General features: G+C 74.2%; 16 protein-coding genes. 7 read left to right on the top strand and 9 right to left on the bottom strand.

Features of this window, described 5'->3' with window-relative positions:
* Nucleotides 1-71: 71 nt before the first annotated feature.
* Genes ACZ4MH_RS33255 through ACZ4MH_RS33265 form a run of 3 tightly spaced genes read right to left on the bottom strand, consistent with a single transcriptional unit; the run spans nt 72 to nt 3,037 of the window.
* Complete coding sequence (locus tag ACZ4MH_RS33255; RefSeq protein ID WP_351600624.1) at nt 72-1,043, bottom strand: 3-oxoacyl-ACP reductase; 972 nt, start codon at nt 1,041-1,043, stop codon at nt 72-74.
* A 5-nt stretch (nt 1,044-1,048) separates the two neighbouring features.
* Entirely contained in the window at nt 1,049-2,125 is a 1,077-nt protein-coding gene (locus tag ACZ4MH_RS33260; RefSeq protein ID WP_351600616.1) for a Zn-dependent alcohol dehydrogenase, read from the bottom strand.
* A 33-nt stretch (nt 2,126-2,158) separates the two neighbouring features.
* A complete protein-coding gene (locus tag ACZ4MH_RS33265) occupies nt 2,159-3,037 on the bottom strand; it encodes a MaoC/PaaZ C-terminal domain-containing protein (RefSeq protein ID WP_351600613.1) in 879 nt (292 codons plus the stop codon).
* A gap of 429 nt (nt 3,038-3,466) precedes the next feature.
* On the opposite strand from ACZ4MH_RS33265, the gene ACZ4MH_RS33270 reads away from it, so the two are divergent.
* From ACZ4MH_RS33270 to ACZ4MH_RS33285, 4 genes are all read left to right on the top strand, one after another.
* Nucleotides 3,467-4,417: an ABC transporter ATP-binding protein gene (locus ACZ4MH_RS33270; RefSeq protein ID WP_351600610.1), complete on the top strand. Its 951-nt coding sequence runs from the start codon at nt 3,467-3,469 to the stop codon at nt 4,415-4,417.
* Complete coding sequence (locus tag ACZ4MH_RS33275; RefSeq protein WP_351600607.1) at nt 4,417-5,145, top strand: ABC transporter permease; 729 nt, start codon at nt 4,417-4,419, stop codon at nt 5,143-5,145. The genes ACZ4MH_RS33270 and ACZ4MH_RS33275 overlap by 1 nt, the downstream gene beginning before the upstream one ends.
* Before the next feature lie 187 nt (nt 5,146-5,332).
* Nucleotides 5,333-6,472 (top strand): sensor histidine kinase, encoded by a 1,140-nt coding sequence (locus tag ACZ4MH_RS33280; RefSeq protein ID WP_351600622.1) that lies wholly within the window; start codon nt 5,333-5,335, stop codon nt 6,470-6,472.
* Between the two features lie 19 nt (nt 6,473-6,491).
* A complete protein-coding gene (locus tag ACZ4MH_RS33285; RefSeq protein WP_351600605.1) occupies nt 6,492-7,097 on the top strand; it encodes a response regulator transcription factor in 606 nt (201 codons plus the stop codon).
* Between the two features lie 139 nt (nt 7,098-7,236).
* Here ACZ4MH_RS33285 and gcvH read toward each other — a convergent pair whose 3' ends face one another.
* From gcvH to ACZ4MH_RS33315, 6 genes are all read right to left on the bottom strand, one after another.
* Nucleotides 7,237-7,626 carry a glycine cleavage system protein GcvH gene (gcvH, locus tag ACZ4MH_RS33290; protein ID WP_351600603.1) on the bottom strand — a complete coding sequence of 130 codons (390 nt, stop codon included), beginning with the start codon at nt 7,624-7,626 and terminating at the stop codon, nt 7,237-7,239.
* A gap of 128 nt (nt 7,627-7,754) precedes the next feature.
* The gene (locus ACZ4MH_RS33295) at nt 7,755-8,561 is read right to left on the bottom strand and encodes an SDR family NAD(P)-dependent oxidoreductase (protein WP_351600601.1); all 807 of its coding nucleotides are present in this window, start codon (nt 8,559-8,561) and stop codon (nt 7,755-7,757) included.
* Between the two features lie 109 nt (nt 8,562-8,670).
* Entirely contained in the window at nt 8,671-10,122 is a 1,452-nt protein-coding gene (locus ACZ4MH_RS33300) for an MFS transporter (RefSeq protein WP_467754841.1), read from the bottom strand.
* Nucleotides 10,123-10,224: 102 nt separating this feature from the next.
* Nucleotides 10,225-11,415: a thiolase C-terminal domain-containing protein gene (locus tag ACZ4MH_RS33305; protein WP_351600599.1), complete on the bottom strand. Its 1,191-nt coding sequence runs from the start codon at nt 11,413-11,415 to the stop codon at nt 10,225-10,227.
* 12 nt (nt 11,416-11,427) lie between these two features.
* Nucleotides 11,428-13,623: an acyl-CoA dehydrogenase gene (locus ACZ4MH_RS33310; protein ID WP_467754842.1), complete on the bottom strand. Its 2,196-nt coding sequence runs from the start codon at nt 13,621-13,623 to the stop codon at nt 11,428-11,430.
* A gap of 80 nt (nt 13,624-13,703) precedes the next feature.
* Nucleotides 13,704-14,813, bottom strand: a complete 1,110-nt coding sequence (locus ACZ4MH_RS33315) for a hypothetical protein (RefSeq protein WP_351600112.1) — start codon at nt 14,811-14,813, stop codon at nt 13,704-13,706.
* Nucleotides 14,814-14,964: 151 nt separating this feature from the next.
* Here ACZ4MH_RS33315 and ACZ4MH_RS33320 point away from each other — a divergent pair, with 151 nt between their 5' ends.
* The 3 genes from ACZ4MH_RS33320 to ACZ4MH_RS33330 all read left to right on the top strand — a co-directional run bounded on the left by ACZ4MH_RS33320 (nt 14,965) and on the right by ACZ4MH_RS33330 (nt 17,634).
* On the top strand, nt 14,965-15,615 hold the full coding sequence (locus ACZ4MH_RS33320) for a class I SAM-dependent methyltransferase (protein WP_351600110.1): 651 nt from the start codon (nt 14,965-14,967) through the stop codon (nt 15,613-15,615).
* 79 nt (nt 15,616-15,694) lie between these two features.
* Nucleotides 15,695-16,648, top strand: a complete 954-nt coding sequence (locus ACZ4MH_RS33325; protein WP_351600109.1) for an N-acetylmuramoyl-L-alanine amidase — start codon at nt 15,695-15,697, stop codon at nt 16,646-16,648.
* A 173-nt stretch (nt 16,649-16,821) separates the two neighbouring features.
* Nucleotides 16,822-17,634, top strand: coding sequence for a hypothetical protein (locus ACZ4MH_RS33330; RefSeq protein ID WP_351600107.1), 813 nt, complete (start codon nt 16,822-16,824; stop codon nt 17,632-17,634).
* The last annotated feature ends 71 nt before the right edge of the window (nt 17,635-17,705 follow it).

Raw genomic sequence — 17,705 nt, forward strand, 5'->3', positions numbered from 1 at the left:
CCGCCCCACGAGAGACGTCTCTCGTGGCGGCCACGGCCGTCGTGTGTCAGCCCTTCTTCAGGCCCAGCACCTCAGCCCTTCTTCAGGCCCAGCACCTCCGTCGCCGCGAAGTTCTCCTCCGGGGCGCGGTCGGCGAAGTACGGGGTCAGCGCCGCGTCCAGCTCCTCATAGGTGAAGACGTCTTTGGCGGTGTCGAATTGTGCGGCCACCCTCGGCCTTTCGAGGAGCGCGGCCATGCCGCCGTGCACGACGAAGACCTGCCCGTTGATCCGGCCCGCCGCGGGCCCGGCGAGATACCCGACCAGCGGCGAGACATGCTCGGGCGCCAGCGGGTCCGACGCTCCCTCCCCCGGCTCTCCGCTGCCTTGGCCTGGGGAAATGCCCGCGAAGACGTCCTCGGTCATCCGGGTGCGGGCCCGCGGGCAGATCGCGTTGGCGGTCACGCCGTACTTGGCCAGCGCCGCCGCCGTGGAGGTCGTCAGGCCCACGATCCCGCCCTTGGCCGCCGCGTAGTTGGGCTGGCCGGCGGAACCGGCGAGGAACGCCTCTGAGGAGGTGTTGACGAGCCGGCCGTACACCGGGGCGCCGGCCGCCTTGGACCGCTCCCGCCAGTGCGCCGCGGCGAAGCGCGTCGTGTTGAAGTGCCCCTTGAGGTGGACGCGGAGCACCGAGTCCCACTCGTCCTCGGTCATCGAGAAGACCATCCGGTCCCGCAGGATGCCCGCGTTGTTGACCAGGATGTCCAGCGCTCCGTAGGTGTCCACGGCCAGCTCCACCAGGTCGCGCGCCGTCTCGAAGTCGGCGACGTCCCCGAGGTGCGCCGTGGCCTGCCCGCCCGTGGCCCGGATCTCGGCGGCCACGGCCTCGGCGGGCGCCGCGGACGCGGCACCCGAACCGTCGCGCCCCGGCTGCCCGTAGTCGTTGACGATCACGTTCGCGCCGAGGTGGGCGAGTTCGAGCGCCTCGGCCCGGCCCAGGCCGCGGCCGGCGCCGGTGACGATGGCCGTCCTGCCCCGCAGCGTCATCCGCTCTCCGCCCTCCATCCCGGTCACAGCTCGATGCAGGTACGCAGGGCGGCGCCCGTACGCATCTGATCGAGCGCGTCGTTGATCTCGGCGAGCTGCACCCGGTGGGTGATCAGGCCCGCGAGGTCGATACGGCCCGCCCGCCACAGGGCGATGGCGCGCTCGTACGAACGGACCACGTCCCCGCCCCCGTACAGCGAGGGCAGGATCCTCTTCTCATCGAAGAACAGCTCGAACATGTTGACCTGGAAGAAGTCGTCCATCGCGCCCGCGCCGACGATGCACAGCGTGCCGCCGCGCCGCGTCGTCTCATAGGCGGTGCGGGCGGTGGCGGACTTCCCGACGACCTCGAAGACGTAGTCGAAGCCCTCGCCCGCGGTGATCCGCTGCTTGGCGTCGGCCAGCTCCTCGGGGGCGACCGCCTCCGTCGCCCCGAAGCGCAGCGCGGCCTCGCGCCGCGACTCCACCGGGTCCACGGCGACGATCTGCGCGGCGCCGCTCGCCCGCGCCCCCTGGATCGTGGAGATGCCCACGCCGCCGCACCCGATGACGGCGACCGACGATCCGGCCTCGACCTTGGCGGTGTTCAGGGCCGCGCCGAGCCCGGTGGTCACGCCGCATCCGATGAGCGCGGCGATGTCGTACGGCACATCGTCCGGGATCGGCACCGCGCAGTGGGCCGCGACCACGACCTCCTCGGCGAAGGTGCCGGTGCCGGCGAACCCGAAGACGTCCCCACCGGGGCGCTGGAAGTTGGGGGTGCCGGCGCTCATGAAGCCGGCCAGGCACAGGTGCGTCTGGCCGCGGCGGCAGGACGGACAGCTGCCGCAGGCGGGCAGCCAGCACATCAGTACCCGGTCGCCCGGACTCAGCCCCGTGACGCCGTCCCCGACGTCGAGGATCTCGCCCGCGCCTTCGTGTCCGGGGACGAACGGCGCGGGCTGCGGCAGCACGCCGCTCATCGCGGAGAGGTCGGAGTGGCACAGTCCGGTGGCCCTGATCCGTATCCGCACCTTTCCCGGCCCGAACCCCACGGCCTCCACGTCGTCGAGGACGTCGAGCTTGTCCTGCCCTGTCTCGTGCTGTACGGCTGCGCGCATCTGCGGCTCCTCCCTGGCTGTGCCTAGTTGTGCCTAGTCGTGCTCCACCACCGTGTCCGCCAGCACCGGGGCGTCCTCCCGGTCGGCGGCCGTCACCACGATCTGAATACGGTCCTTGGCCGTCTCCCACATCCGGATCCGCAGCGCCTCCCCGGGGAAGACCACCCCGGCGAACCGCGTCGCGTACGACCGGACGCGCGCCACGTCGCCGCCCAGCAGCGTGTCGACGACCGCCTTGAGCGTCACGCCATACGAGCAGAGCCCGTGCAGGATCGGCTTGTCGAAGCCCGCGAGCTCGGCGAACTCCGGGTCGGCGTGCAGCGGGTTCCAGTCGCCGGAGAGCCGGTACAGCAGCGCCTGATCGGCCCGGATCAGCCGGGTCACCGTGCGGTCCGGCGCCCGTTCGGGCAGGTCCAGGCGGTTGGCGGGGCCGCGCTCGCCGCCCCAGCCGCCCTCGCCCCGTACGAAGATCTGGGTGTCGCTGGTCCACAGCGGCCCGTCCGCGTCCGCGGTCTCCGAACGCAGCACGATGACCGCGGCCTTGCCTTTGTCGTAAACGGCGGGGATGGTCGCGGTCTGGCGGGCGGTGCCCTGCAGCGGGATCGGCCGGTGCAGGGTGATCTTCTGGGCGCCGTGCAGGACGGCCGCGAGGTCCACGTCGATGCCTGGGGACGAGAGCCCGCCGACCACGGCCATGCCGGCGCCCGCGACGGTGGCGAAGCTGGGCAGCACGTGCAGCCGGCTCTCCAGGGTGTACCGCAGCTCGTCGGGGTCGGTGGCGGCGCCGGGGCGCTCCTCGGTGGCCGCGCCCGCGCCGATGCCGAGGTGGTAGAGCTGGACGTCCTTGTGGTCCCAGGCGATGTCGGAGGTACGCGGCTCGGCGGCGATGGCCTTGGCGGCGTCGATGGGCATGGGGCGGGGCTCCTTCGCCGTACGGTGCGGGTGGCGGGTCGAGAGGCGATAAGACCCCGGCCGGCCGTCCGCACCGTCGGCCGGCCGGGGTCGTCAGCGATCGGCGACGCGGCGGTGCGCGGCGCGGCCGGCACGGCGGGCACGGTCGGCACGGTCGTCGCTGCGCACTAGAACGCGTTCTACCGATGGGGCATGTATAGCCCATCCCGTGCCGACCCGGAAGACCCCTGACGGGCCGTCAGTTCCGCGGCGGCGCAAGCCCGCTCGCCCCACCCATGACATTTGTCCCATCCGGTCGAAGACATTCCCTTCTACCGAGGTCGGCCCGGTCTCCGTAGATTCATGGGCATGACGACGACAACGGGGAAAACGGGGACAGCGGGGGCAGCGGGGGTGCGGAAAACGGGGAGCGCGCGGGACGCCACCGCGGTGGCGTTCTCGAGTGTGGTGAAGACGTACGGCGAGCTGCGGGCCGTGGACGGGCTGGACCTCACGGTCCACCGCGGCGAGACCGTCGCGCTGCTCGGGCGGAACGGCGCCGGCAAGTCGACCACCATCAGCATGCTGCTCGGGCTGCTGCCGCCCACGTCCGGCGAGGTGCGGCTGTTCGGCGGCACGCCGGAGCGGGCGGTGCGCGAGGGGCGGATCGGCGCGATGCTGCAGGACGGCCGGCCGATACCGCGGGTGACGGTGCGGGAGCTGGTCGCCTTCGTGGCGGCCACGTATCCGAAGCCGATGGCGGTGTCCGAGGCGCTGGCGCTGGCCGGCCTGGAGGAGCTCGCCGGGCAGCGGGTGGACAAGCTCTCCGGGGGCCAGGCGCAGCGCGTGCGCTTCGCGTTGGCGCTGGCGGGCGATCCGGAGCTGGTCGTGCTGGACGAGCCGACCGCGGCGCTGGACGTCGAGGGCCGCCACGACTTCTGGCGGGCCATGCGGGCATACGCACGGCGCGGCAACACCGTGGTGTTCTCCACCCATTACCTGACCGAGGCCGATGAAAACGCCGACCGGATCGTGGTGATCGACCGCGGCCGGGTGGTGGCCGACGGCACCGGCGAGGCCATCAAGCGCACCGTCGGCGGCGCGCTGGTCTCCTTCGACCTGGCAGGCGGGCCCACCGACGGCCTGACCGAGCTGCCGGGCGTCACGTCCCTGGAGATACGGGGCGACCGGGCGCTGCTGCGGTCCGGCGACTCCGACGCGACGGTGCTCGCGCTGGCCCGGCTGGGTCTCGTACGGGACCTTCAGGTCGCCCCGGCCAGTCTTGAGGACGCGTTCCTCTCCCTCACTTCATCCCGCACGGGCGCCGGGGACGGCGGCCCGGCGGTCAGCGGTACCGGTGCCCTGGAAGGCGCCGCGGCGGTCGGCGAAGGAGCCCGGTGATGCTCGACTACATCCGTCTGGAAGTCCGCAGGACGCTGCGCGACAAGGGGTTCGTGATCTTCGGCATCGGGATGCCGGTGCTGATGTACCTCCTCCTCACAAACATCGCCGGGGGCTCGGGCAAGGGCGCCGACGCCTGGAAGGTCAGCGCGATGGTCGGCATGGCGTCGTACGGCGCGCTGGGCGCGGCCCTGGGCACCGGCAACGGCGTGGCCGAGGACAAGAAGCTCGGCTGGCTGCGGCAGCTGCGGATCACGCCGCTGTCCCCGGCCCGGGTGGTGGTGGGCCGCGGCCTGAGCAGCACGGTGACCGTGCTGCCCGCGATCGTCGTGGTGCTGGTGCTGGGCGCGCTGGTCAACGGCGTGCGGCTGTCGGCCGGGCAGTGGGCCGGGCTCGTCATACTGCTGTGGCTGGGTACCGCCCCGTTCACGCTGCTGGGCCTGGGCAACGGCTACCACCTCACGGCGCAGGCCGCGGGGCTGGTGAACGCCGGCTGCATGATGGTGCTGGCGATCATCGGCGGGCTGTGGTTCCCGGCCGCGGCGTTCCCCGGCTGGCTTCAGGAAATATCCCGCTGGACCCCCTCGAACCGCTTCGCGGACCTCGGCTGGAGCGTCACGTCCGGGCACGGCCCGTCGGCGAGTACGGTGCTTGTCCTGGTGGCGTGGCTGGCCGTCTTCGGCGCTTATGCGGTGTACGCGTACCGGCGTGCGGCGCGGACGGCCTGAGGTGGGACGAGGCGGCATCCCGAGCGGGGCGATGCCCGGCCCGGAGTTCGAGGACGAGATGGCGGAGCAGGACGGCAGGGCCGTGAAGAGCAAGAAGAAGCGCTGCCGCGAGGCTTCCTGGACGACCTGGGGGACGGAGCCGGACGCCCGGCTGCCCTTCCGTAAGGGCCCCGGCCCGGTCACGTTCATGCCCTGGCTGATCATGGGCGTGGGCGCGCTGTCCAACACCCTCCAGGGCAGGACCGGCAACCCCTGGCTGGCCGGCGCCGGCCTGCTCGCCTTCAACTCGCTCTACGTCGCCGTGGTGCGCACTTCCTTCAACGACCGGGCGCGCGCCACTCCGGTGCCGTACTGGCTGCTGGCCGCCCTGGCCGCGGTGACGTACGCGCTGGGCATCGGGTACGGCGGCGCCTGGATGCTGTTCTTCCCGCTGCTGTCGCTGGCCGCAGGCACGCTGCTGCGCGGCCGGCCGTTGTTCGTCGCGCTCTTCGTCGCCAGTTTCTCGGCCGGCACGCTCGCCGGGCACGGCAGTGGCGACCCGTGGGACGCCTCGATCATCGGCTACGGCACGTTCATCTCCGGCATGGTCACCGCGGCCGTCCTCGGGCTCTTCGACGCCAACCGGCAGCTGCACGCCACGCAGGGCGAACTGGCGCGCACCGCCGTCGAGAAGGAGCGGCTGCGGTTCTCGCGCGACCTGCACGACCTGCTGGGGCACACCCTGTCGGTGGTCGTGGTGAAGGCGGAGGCGGTGCGCCGGCTGGCGCCGCGGGACGTGGACGCGGCGCTGGCCCAGGCCGCGGACATCGAGGCGGTGGGCCGGCAGGCGCTCACCGAGATCCGCGAGGCGGTCACCGGCTACCGCCAGGGCAGCCTGGCCACCGAGCTGGACCGGGCCCGCTCGGCGCTGGAGGCGGGCGGCATCGAGCCGGTCGTCCGGCAGGCGGGGCCGCCGCTGTCCCCGCAGGCGGGCGCGCTGCTGGGCTGGGTCGTGCGGGAGGGCGTCACCAACGCCGTACGGCACAGCGGCGCCACCCGCTGCGAGATCGAGGTGCGGGTCGACGGCGACCGGGCCCGGCTGACGATCACCGACGACGGCCACGGTCCCGTAAGCTCCCGATCGCCCGCCGAGGGCGGCGGTACGGGCCTGACCGGCCTCGCCGAGCGGCTGGCCGCGGCCGGCGGCACGCTGGACGCGGGGGCCGACGGGCGGCGCGGCTTCCGGCTGGTGGCCGAGCTGCCCGAGGACGCGGACGGCTTCGAGGGCGCGGGTGCGGCTTTCGGGGGCGCCGGGGCAACTGCGGACGTCGAGGAGATGCCCAGGTGATCGTGGAGGAGATGCCCAGGTGATCAGGGTCCTGCTGGCCGAGGACCAGGGGATGATGCGCGGCGCGCTGGCGCTGCTGCTGAACCTGGAACCGGACATGGAGGTGGTGGCGCAGGTGCCGGCCGGCGACGAGATCGTCGGCGCGGCGCTGGAGACCTCCCCGGACATCGCGCTGCTGGACATCGAGCTGCCCGGGCGCAGCGGCCTGGACGCCGCGGCGGATCTGCGCGAGGCGCTGCCGGACTGCAAGGTGCTGATCGTGACGACGTTCGGGCGGCCGGGGTATCTGCGCCGCGCGATGGAGGCCGGGGCGTGCGGCTTCCTGGTCAAGGACGGGCCGGTGGAGGAGCTGGCCGCGGCGATCCGGCGGGTGCTGGCCGGGGAGCGGGTGATCGACCCGGGGCTGGCGGCCGCCGCGCTGAGCGCCGGACCGAATCCGCTGACGCCGCGCGAGCGGGAGGTGCTGACCGCGGCTGTGGACGGCGCGACGGTGGCCGACATCGCGGGCAAGCTGCACCTCTCGCAGGCGACCGTGCGCAACTACCTCTCGGCGGCGATCGGCAAGACCGGCACGCGCAACCGCATGGAGGCGGTCCGCGCGGCGCGGCGCAACGGCTGGCTGTAGGAGGGGGCGGTGGGTCCGCGGCAACGGCCGGCGGGTCCGCAGCAGCGGCCGGCGGCGGCCAGGGCTGGAGCCGGGGCCGGGGTCGGGGCCGGGCCCGGGGCCGGTGGCCGCATCGCCGTCCGGGTCGGCCACCGTTGTCTCAGTCGGACGTCTCCTCGCGCAGGTACTCCTCGTACTCCGCGGCGGTGAGCAGCGCTTCCGTGCTGCCGGAGAGCTGGATCGTGAGCAGCCAGCCGTCGCCGTACGGGTCGGTGTTGACCTGTTCCGGCTCGTCGGCGAGCGAGGCGTTGACCGTCAGCACGGTGCCGGTGACCGGCAGGTAGACCTCGCTGACGGCCTTGACCGACTCCACGTTGCCGAAGGGTTCGCCGGCCTCGAACCGCTCGCCTTCCTTGGGCAGTTCGATGTAGACGATGTCGCCGAGCTGCCGCTGGGCATAGTCCGTGATGCCGATCGTGGCCCGGTCGCCGTCCCGGCGGAGCCACTCGTGGTCCTTGCTGTACGACAAATCCTCGGGGATGTTCGCCATGCGGATGACGGTGGCACCGCCGCGGGCGGACCGACAAGGCGGAAACCGGGCTCCCCGTGCCGCCGACGGGGCCCACGTACGCAAGTACGCAAGGGCCCATGTCCGCAAAGGCTCAGGGGCGCAAAGGCTCAGGTGCGCAAGTACGACGCGCCGTTGACGTCCAGTACCGTGCCCGAGCTCCACTGGGCCTCCGGGGAGGCCAGCCAGCGGACCGCCGCCGCGATCTCGGCCGGCTCGGCCACCCGGCCGAACGGGCTCTGCGCGCGGATCGCGGCGCCCTGCTCGCCGGCCAGCCGGTGGCCGACCCGTTCGGTGTCGATGAAGCCGGGTGCCACGGACGCCACCGCGATGCCGTACGGGGCGAGCGCCACCGCGAGGGACTGGCCGAGCGCGTGCACCGCGGCCTTGGTCGCGCCGTACGCGGGGTGGTCCGGCTCGCCGCGGAAGGCGCCGCGCGAGCCGACGTTGACGATCCGTCCGCCGCCGCCCTGCGCGATCATGCGCTGGGCCGCGCCGTGGCTGAGGTGCGCGGTGCCGAGCAGGTTGACCGCGACGTGCTGCTGCCAGGCGGCGGCCCAGTCGGCGTAGGAGGTGGTGGCGGGCGGGTGCGGGGTGTTGACCGCGGCGTTGTTGACCAGTACGTCGATGCCGCCGAGCGCCGCGTCGGCGTCGGCGATCAGGCCGGCGGCGCCGTCCGGGTCGGCGATGTCCGCGTGGAGCAGTACGTGGCCGTCGCCGGGCAGCGCGGCGAGGGTGTCCTCGGCGTCCGCCCGGCGCGTGCCGTAGTGCACGGCGACCCGGTCGCCGTTCTCCGCGAAGGCACGCGCCAGGGCCCGGCCCAGGCCGCGCGAGGCGCCGCTGACCAGCACACGGCGGCCGGCGGCGGGAAACGGCGGGGGAACAGCGGGACCAGGTGCAGCAGCGGTGTCGGCCATGCCCGCATCCTCTCGCGACGAGCCGACCGCCGGCAGGCCGGGCCACGACGAGCCGACCACCCGCAAGCCGCCGGGCAGCGGGGCGCAGGTGCGCACCGCCTGCGGCAGTTCAGCCGGCGTGCGCGGTGTCCTTCTCGCGCCTCGGCAGGGAGAACAGCATCAGCAGGACGCCGGCCAGCAGGACCACGGCACCGACCCGGAAGGCGAGCGCGTAGCCGTCGGCGAGCGCCACCCGGCCGCTGCCCGCGACCCCGGCCGCGACCGTGGAGAGGACCGACAGGCCGAGCGCGCCGCCCATCTGCCGCGAGGTGTTGATCAGTCCGGAGACCAGCCCGGCGTCGCCGGCCGCCGCGCCCGACGTGCAGATCGCGGCGATCGGGGTGGCCGACAGGCCCGCGCCGAGCGCCATCGTGACGCCCGGGCCAAGGATCGTCGCGAGGTACGTGCCGTGCGCGTCCATCGTGGACTGCCAGGCCATGCCGACGGCCGCGAGCAGCACGCCCGCCACGGCCACCGTCTTCGCGCCGAGCCGCGGCAGCGCCATCAGCCGGGGCGCCGCCTTGGAGCCGATCACGATCGAGAAGGAGTGCGGGAGGAAGGAGAGACCCGCCTGGAGCGCGGTGTAACCGAGGACGTTCTGCGTGTAGAGCGAGAGGAAGTACCACATGGAGAACATGCCGGCACCGACCACCACCATCGCCGAGGTCGTCGCCCACACCGACCGCGGCCGGAAGACGCCGAGCGGCATCAGCGGCGCCGCGGAGCGGGCCTCGACCGCCACGAACGCGCCCAGCACGGCGAGTCCGGCGAGCAGCGGCAGCAGCGCGCCGGCGGCGGTCCAGCCGCGCTCGCCGGTCTGCACGATGCCGTACGTGACGAGCGCGAGCCCACAGGTGACCAGCAGTGCGCCGGGCACGTCCAGGCGGCGCCGGCCGTCCTGCCGGCTCTCGCTGAGGCAGACCGCGGCGCCGGCCAGTACCAGCGCGCCGACCGGCACGTTGATCAGCAGCACCCAGCGCCAGGACAGGAACTGCGTGAGCAGCCCGCCGACCAGGCCGCCCGCGGCGCCGCCGCCCGCGCCGACCGCGGTCCAGGTGGCGACGGCCCGGGTGCGGGCCGGGCCCTGCGGGAAGGAGGTGGTGAGGATGGTGAGGGTGGCCGGGGCGAGCACGGCGGCGCCGACGCCCTGGACCGTACGCGCTGCGATCAGCTGCCACGGCTCCTGGGCGAGCCCGCCGCCCAGGCTGGCGGCGGTGAACAGCCCGAGGCCGACGAGGAAGACCCGCTTGCGTCCGAAGAGGTCGGCGGCGCGCCCGCCGAGCATGAGGAATCCGGCGAAGGTGATGACGTACGCGTTGACCACCCACTGCAGGCCCAGCTCGCTCAGGCCGAGCGACGCCCGCATCGAGGGCATCGCGACGTTCACCACGGAGACGTCGAGCACCACGAGGAACTGTCCCGCGCAGACCGCGAGCATCACCGCCCACGCGGGCGGGGCTTTGCGGGTGGTCGTGCCGGACGGCCGGCGGCCGGTGGTCATGAGCGGGGGCATGGTGGCCATCGTGTCATCCGACGGGTGCCTCGGGCATCGGATTATCGGCCCAGCGGCCCCGGGCCGGAGGACCTAGGCCCGCCGGACCCCAGGCCCAGGACCGCGAAACCATCACACCCTCCGCAGCACCGTCACCACCGCCGCCCCGCCCAGTCCGATGTTGTGCGCGAGGCCCACCCGCGCGCCCGGTACCTGCCGGGCGCCGGCCTCGCCGCGCAACTGCCAGGTCAGCTCGGCGGCCTGGGCCAGGCCCGTGGCGCCGAGCGGGTGACCCTTGGAGATCAGGCCGCCGGAAGGGTTCACGACCCAGCGCCCGCCGTACGTGGTCGCCCCGTCCGCGACGAGCTTTCCGGACTCGCCGTCCGCGCACATGCCCAGCGCCTCATAGGTCAGCAGCTCGTTGACGGAGAAGCAGTCGTGCAGTTCGACGACGTCGACGTCCTCGATGCCGAGGCCGCTCGCCTCGTACGCCTGCCGGGCCGCGGCGCGCGACATCGGCCTGCCGACGACGTCGATGCAGGAGCCGGCTGCGAAGGACTCCTCCGTGTCGGTGGTCATGGCCTGTGCGGCGATCTCCACGGCCCGGTCCTGGAGGCCGTGCGCGCGGACGAAGCGCTCGGAGGCGACGACGGCCGCCGCCGAGCCGTCGGAGGTCGGCGAGCACTGGAGCTTGGTGAGCGGCGCGTGGACGGTCCGCGCCGCGAGGACCTCCTCGACCGTGTACACGTCCCGGAACTGCGCGTACGGGTTCTCCGCCGAGTGCCGGTGGTTCTTCGCGCCGACCGCGGCCAGTTGCTCGGCCGTCGTGCCGTACCGCTCCATGTGCTCGCGCGCCGCGTTGCCGAAGATCTGCGCGGTGGGCGGGGTCCGCTCGAAGCCGTGCCGGGCCGCCATCACGCCGTAGTGCCGGGCGACGGGCGAGGCGGCGAAGTCGCCGCCGTCGGCGCCGCCCCCGAGCGCGCCCCGCTTCATCTGCTCGAAGCCCAGCGCCAGTACGCAATCGTTGATCCCGGCGGCCACGAACTGCCGGGCGAGCAGCAGCGCGGTCGCGCCGGTCGCGCAGTTGTTGTTGACGTTGTAGACCGGGACGCCGGTCAGGCCCAGCTCGTACGCGGCCCGCTGGCCCGCCGTGGACGCCTGGTGGCAGAAGCCGGCCGGCACCTGCTCGACCTGCTCGTATCCGATGCCCGCGTCCGCGAGCGCCGCGCCGCCCGCCTCCCTCGCCATGTCCCAGTACCGCCACTCGCGGGTCTCGGGCTTCTCGAACTTCGTCATCCCGACGCCGACGATGTACGCCTTCATACCCGGTGCTCCTTAGATGAGGGGGCGCGGCTCGGGGTCCCTGGGCAGGCCGAGCAGCCGCTCCGCGACGACGTTGAGCTGTACCTGGGTGGTGCCGCCCGCGATGGTCAGGCAGCGGGACATCAGGAAGCCGTGCAGCGCCCGTTCCCCCGCGCCCTCGCGCACCGCGCCCGCGGGGCCGAGGAGTTCGAGGGCCAGCTCGGCCACGGCCTGCTGGTGGCGCGTCTGGACGAGCTTGCGGACGCTGGCGCCCGCGCCCGGCTCCAGCCCGGAGACCTGCTGGAGGGTGGTGCGCAGCCCGATGCAGCCCAGCGCGTGCGCCTCGGCGGCCAGCGCGCCCACTTTCTCCCGCAGGGCCCCGTCCCCGTCCTCCTCGCCCACCCGCGCGATCAGCGCCTCCAGGCCGGTGTCGAAGGTCATCCGGTCGGCCATGTGGACGCGTTCGTTGGCCAGCGTGTGCCGGGCCACCCGCCAGCCGTCGCCGGCCTCGCCGACCACCGCGTCGGCCGGCAGCAGCACGTCGTCGAAGTACACCTCGTTGAAGAGGGCGTCCCCGGTGATCTCCGTCAGCGCCCTGACGTCGATGCCCGGTGTCGCCATGTCGACAAGGAAGAACGTCAGGCCACGGTGCTTGGGCGCGGTGGGGTCGGTGCGGGCGAGCAGGATGCCGCAGTGCGCGTTCCGGGCGGCCGAGGTCCACACCTTCTGCCCGTTGACCCGCCAGCCGCCGTCCGCCGTGCGCTCGGCCTTCGTGCGCAGCGCCGCCAGGTCGGAGCCCGCGCCCGGCTCGGAGAACAGCTGGCACCACAGCCGCTCGCCGCTCAGGGTGGGCGGCAGATGCTGTTCTTGCTGCTCCGGTGTGCCGTACGCGAGGAGCGAGGGCACCACCCAGGTGGCGATCCCCAGGTCGCTCACCTCGACCCCGGCGGCGCGCAGCTCCTCCTGTACGGCGAGCTGCTGGAGGGGCCCGGCGTCCAGTCCCCACGGCGCGGGGAGGTGCGGCGCGGCGTAGCCGGTGGGTGCGAGCGCCCGGCGCGCGGCGGCCGGGTCGAGCCCCTGGACGGCGGCGATCGCCGTGCGGGCGGCGGCCCGGTGGGGCTCCGCTCCGGCGGGCAGCTCGGTCCGCAGCGCGCGCCGGGCGCCCGCCGCGCCGTACCGGGCCGCGCGCTGCCGGTGCGCGGACGGGCCGCCCAGCAGCTGCCGGGCCACGGTCGCCCGGCGCAGGTACAGATGCGCGTCGTGCTCCCAGGTGAAGCCGATGCCGCCGAGTATCTGGATGCAGTCCTTGGTACAGGTGAACGCGGCCTCCAGGGCGGTCGCGGTGGCCAGCGCGGACACCAGCCCGCGCACCTCCGGCGCCTCGTCCACGGCCCGGGCGGCGTCCCAGACGAGCGCCCGCGCCTGTTCGAGCCGGACGAGCATCTCCGCGCACAGGTGCTTGACCGCCTGGAACTGCCCGATGGGCCGCCCGAACTGCTCGCGCACGGCGGCGTACTCGGCCGCGGTGCGCAGCGCCCAGGCGGCGGTGCCGCACGCCTCGGCGGCGAACAGCGTGCCGGCCAGGTCCCGTACGAGCGCCGCGTCGACGGCGACCAGGCGGTCGGCGGAGACCGGCGCGCCGGACGCGGTGACTTCGGCGGCGGGGCGCGTCGGATCGGCGCCGGGCGGCACCCGGACGGTCAGCCCGGTCGTCCCGGTGTCGGCGGCCAGCCAGACCGTACCGGTGGCGGTCTCGGCAGCCAGCAGCAGCAGATCGGCGTCCCCGCCGCCGAGTACGGGCGGGGCCGTGCCGTCCAGGACGTACCCCTCGGCACCCTCGACCGCCGTCATCGCGCCCGCTTCCAGCGCGACGGCGGCGATGCGCTCGCCCGTGGCCACGGCCCGTACAAGGTCCGGCCGCCCACCGCGGTGCAGCAGTTCGGCGGCCAGGGCGCTGGGCAGGTACGGCCCCGGCAGCCCGGCCCGGCCCGTCTCCTCCAGGACGACGGCCAGGTCCAGCAGCTCGCCGCCGCCCCCGCCGCACTCCTCCGGAAGCTGCGGGCCGAGCAGCCCCTGTGCGGCCAGCTCGGCCCACCAGGCGGCCCGCCCGGCCGGCCCCGGCGCGGCGTCGAGCAGCTTGCGCCGGTCCTCGGACGGCACGGCACGGGTCGCCCACCCGCGCACCGCCGCCGCCAACTCCCGTTGCTCTCGCGCGATTCCGATCCCCATGCGGGGCACAGTAGAACAGGTTCCAGCAAGACGGAAGGCTGGAGCTGACGGCCAGTCAGCTACCGGGCGGTCGCCGGTGGTCAGGTACTCGGCACCGCGCCCGGGCAGCCCAAGTGCCGCTCGGCCGAGCGCACATAGGCGGTGAAGGACCGGTCGGCGAAGGGCTTCGCACGCTCCCGCAGCGCCGGGCTCGTGTACAGCGAGAACACGGTCGGCCGGCCGTCGCACTCGGCCCGCGCCAGCCCCCGCGCCCGCCCGTCCGGCAGCCCGTCGAACAGCGCGGCCAGCCGCGGCAGCGAGGTCGCGAGGAAGTGCGCCCGCCACTCGGTGCGGACCGTGGGATCCCAGAACTCGTCCAGCGAGCAGTACTGGAGTCCCGCGCGGTCCACGCCCGGCTGCACCAGATAGCGCCGGTCGGGGTCGAGGCCGAGCCGGACGCCGCGGTGGCCGCACACGTCCCGGTCCTCGCTCTGCGGCAGCCGGTCGCCCGGCTCCGGGCCGAGCTCCGCCGTCCTGCGCAGCGGCTCGTCCGGCGCGCAGCCCGCCGCCTCCATGCCCTTGTCGGCCACGGCCAGCAGCAGGTCGGTGACCTGCGGCAGGGTGCCGATGACCGAGGCCATGGGCACGCTGTTCTCGCGGTCCGCCGAGGTACCCGTGTGCCGGACCGTCACCGCGGAGGGCCGGCCGTCCACGTCGCACTCCTCGGGCAGTACGAGCACCGCATGGCCCTCCTCGACCATGCCGGGCAGGCCGCCGGGGAGCGGCGTGCCCGAGCCGTCCAGCCGGGTGGCGATCCACTCCCTGCGGTCCGCCGCGCCCACCGGGACCGGCCCGTACTGGACCCGGACCTGCTCGTCGTAGTCGATCGGGCCGTCCTCGCCGCCCGGCTCGGAGACGGCGTGCACGGTGACCGTGCAGCTGCCCCGCGGGTGCTCGGGGGACGGGGGCGCCGACTCGGCGCCGGTCCGCTCGGCGCCCTGCCCGTAGAGCACCTTGTCCCCCAGGACCAGCGCGCCACTGTCCTCTTGCCAGGCGCCCCAGCAGTAACGGTCCTTGAACGGCCAGGAACCGGTCGCCCAGAGTCCGGCACCGGCCGCGAACAGCGCCCCCGCGGCCACCGTGCTCACGATCGCCGTCCTGCGCTTCCGCCGGCCGCCGCCCGTCGCCCGCTCGCCCTCGTCGTCCGTCATCCGCTCCCCCTCGGTACACCCGTACTGATCACGATGGCCCGACGAGGGTAACGACTCCCCCGCGCGCGCCCCCGTGCCCGGCGTGCGGCACGATGAGCTGGATGTACGCGTCGGTAACGAGTCCCGGCGCCCGCCACCTGGAGGTAAGCCCATGACCGCCGCTCCCCGGCCGGAGACGCTCGCCGCGTTCGAGGCGGCGAAGGGGTTCATGCCCGTGGACGAGGGGCTCGCGCTGTACGCGGCGGCCGTCGAGGCGGGCGCGCTCGGGCTGCCGCTGGTCGAGATCGGCACGTACTGCGGGCGCTCCACGCTGCTGCTGGCCGACGCCGCGCGCGCCACCGGGGTCACCGCGGTCACCGTGGACCACCACCGCGGCAGCGAGGAGCAGCAGCCGGGCTGGGAGTACCACGACACGGAGGTCGTCGACCCCGAGGTGGGGCGGATGGACACGCTGCCCACCTTCCGGCGGACGCTGCACGCGGCGGGGCTGGAGGAGCACGTCCTCGCGCTCGTCGGGCGCTCCCCGCAGGCCGCGGCGCTGTGGCGGGCCCCGGCGGGCCTGGTCTTCATCGACGGCGGGCACACCGACGAGCACGCCACGGCGGACTACGAGGGCTGGGCCCCGCACGTCGCGCCCGGCGGCCTGCTGGTGATCCACGACGTCTTCCCCGACCCGGTGGACGAGTGGACGGGCCAGGCCCCGTACCGCGTCTACCGGCGCGCCCTGGAGTCCGGCGCGTTCACGGAGGTCTCGGCGCACCGGTCGTTGCGCGTCCTGCGGCGCACGGGCGACGGCATCTGAGGGACGCGCGACGGGACGCGCCAGCGGACGCGCCCCGCGGGAACACCGGCTTCCGGGCGCGGGACGTTACGATCGCGCTGTGTCGAACGGCAGTACTCCCCCCACCTCCCGCCGCCCCGTCCGCACGCTGCTGGGCGTGACGGCGGTACTGACAGCACTCTGCTGCGCCGGCTGCGGCGCCACCGGCAGCGGTCCGGCGTCCGAGGCCAGGCCGGGCCCGGAGCGGCCCGCGGCGGCCGGGTCGCACTCGCCCGCCGGTCAGCCGGCCGGCCGGAGCGAGGACGACGGGGACAAGAGCCACGGGGGCAAGAGCCATGAGGGGACGAGCGGCCGGGACAAGGGCGACGAGGGCCGGGGCGGACCGCTCCGGGGCAAGGTCGTGCTGATCGACCCCGGCCACAATCCGACCAACCGCGACCACACCGCGGAGATCGCGCGCCAGGTCGACGTCGGCAACGCGCGCAAGGAGTGCGACACCACCGGCACCTCCACCAACGCCGGATACGCGGAGGCGTCCTTCACGCTCGACGTGGCGCGCCGTGCCCGCACGCTGCTGCGGAAGGAAGGCGCGAAGGTCGTCTTCACCCAGGACGGCGACCGCCCGTACGGCCCGTGCGTGGACGAGCGCGCCGAGATCGGCAACGAGGCGCACGCGGACGCCGCGCTCTCGATCCACGCCGACGGCGCCGGGGCCGGCAACCGCGGCTTCCACGTGATCCGCCCCGGCGTGGTGCACAGCGGCGGCGCGGACACCCGTAAGATCACCGGCCCGTCGCGGAACCTCGCCGACCATCTCGTGGGCCGCTTCGTCGCGGCGACCGGCAGCGCGCCGGCCAACTACATCGGCGCCGGCAAGGGCTTGGACACCCGTACCGACCTGGGCGGGCTCAACCTCTCCCGGGTGCCGAAGGTCTTCCTGGAGTGCGGGAACATGCGCGACGCGCAGGACGCCGCGCGCCTCACCGACCCCGCCTGGCGTCAGAAGGCCGCCGTCGGCATCACCGAGGGCATCACGGGCTTCCTGCGGGGCTGAGAAGCCGCGGCAGCCGCCGCCCGCAGGGGCCGGACGCGCCCCTTATACGGACGAGACGACCCGGCGGAGGGGGCGGTAGGTTCCCCCTTACGATGGGGCCACCCCCGCGCCTCGCACCGTGCGCAATCGGTGACAGCACGACCCATGACGAAACACGGCAAAGGACTTCTTACGTGAACATCCGATCCCTCACACGAGGCGACGGCGTGGTGATCGGAGCAGCGGTGTTGCTGTTCATCGCCTCGTTCCTCGATTACTCCGGTGGCTTGGAGAGCTTCAACGCCTGGGACATGCTTCCGGTCGTCATGAGCATCTACCTGGCGGGTGTCATCGGTGCGGCGCTGATCGTCGTGCACCGCATGACGCCGCAGCCTCGCAAGATCGCCGGCCTCGAGCTGGGACAGTTCGGTGTCGCGATCACGATCTTCGCCGCGTGGACCGCGTTCTGGACGATCATCGGCGTCGGCAGCGCGGGCCCCGGCATCATCATCGGCTTCATCGCCGCGCTGATCCTCGCGGGCGCGGCCGTCGCCGCGCCGCTCGTCCCGGCGCTGCAGGCCCAGCTCGTCACCGCCCCCGCCGCCACCCCGTCCGCGTACCCCGCGGGCGCCGGCTACGGCTACCCGGGCGCGCAGCAGCAGGTGCCGGGCCAGGGATACGGCTACCCGGGCGCTCAGCAGCAGGGCGGCCAGCCCTCGTACGGCGGCCAGCCGCAGCCCACGCAGGGCGGTCAGGCCGGCCAGCCGGCGCCCGTCGCCGCCGACCAGCAGACCGCCGCGCCGGCCGACGGGTTCGCGCCGTTCTGGTTCGCGGTTCCGGTCGCCCGCCCGCTGTACGGCGAGGACGGCAGCCCGACGCCGATCGCCGAACTGGCGCCCGGCACCTGGTACCTCGCGGTGGAGCAGCGCGGCCAGGCGCTGATCGCGCAGACCCAGGACGGCCGCCGCGGCGTCCTGCAGGACACCACCGGCATCCAGCGCGGCTGACGCCCGCCTGCCGCATTCCCGGCCCCTCGCCCTCTTCCCGTGGGCGGGGGGCCGTTGCCTTCCCCGGCCGC

The organism is Streptomyces sp. NPDC026301 (assembly GCF_055567935.1).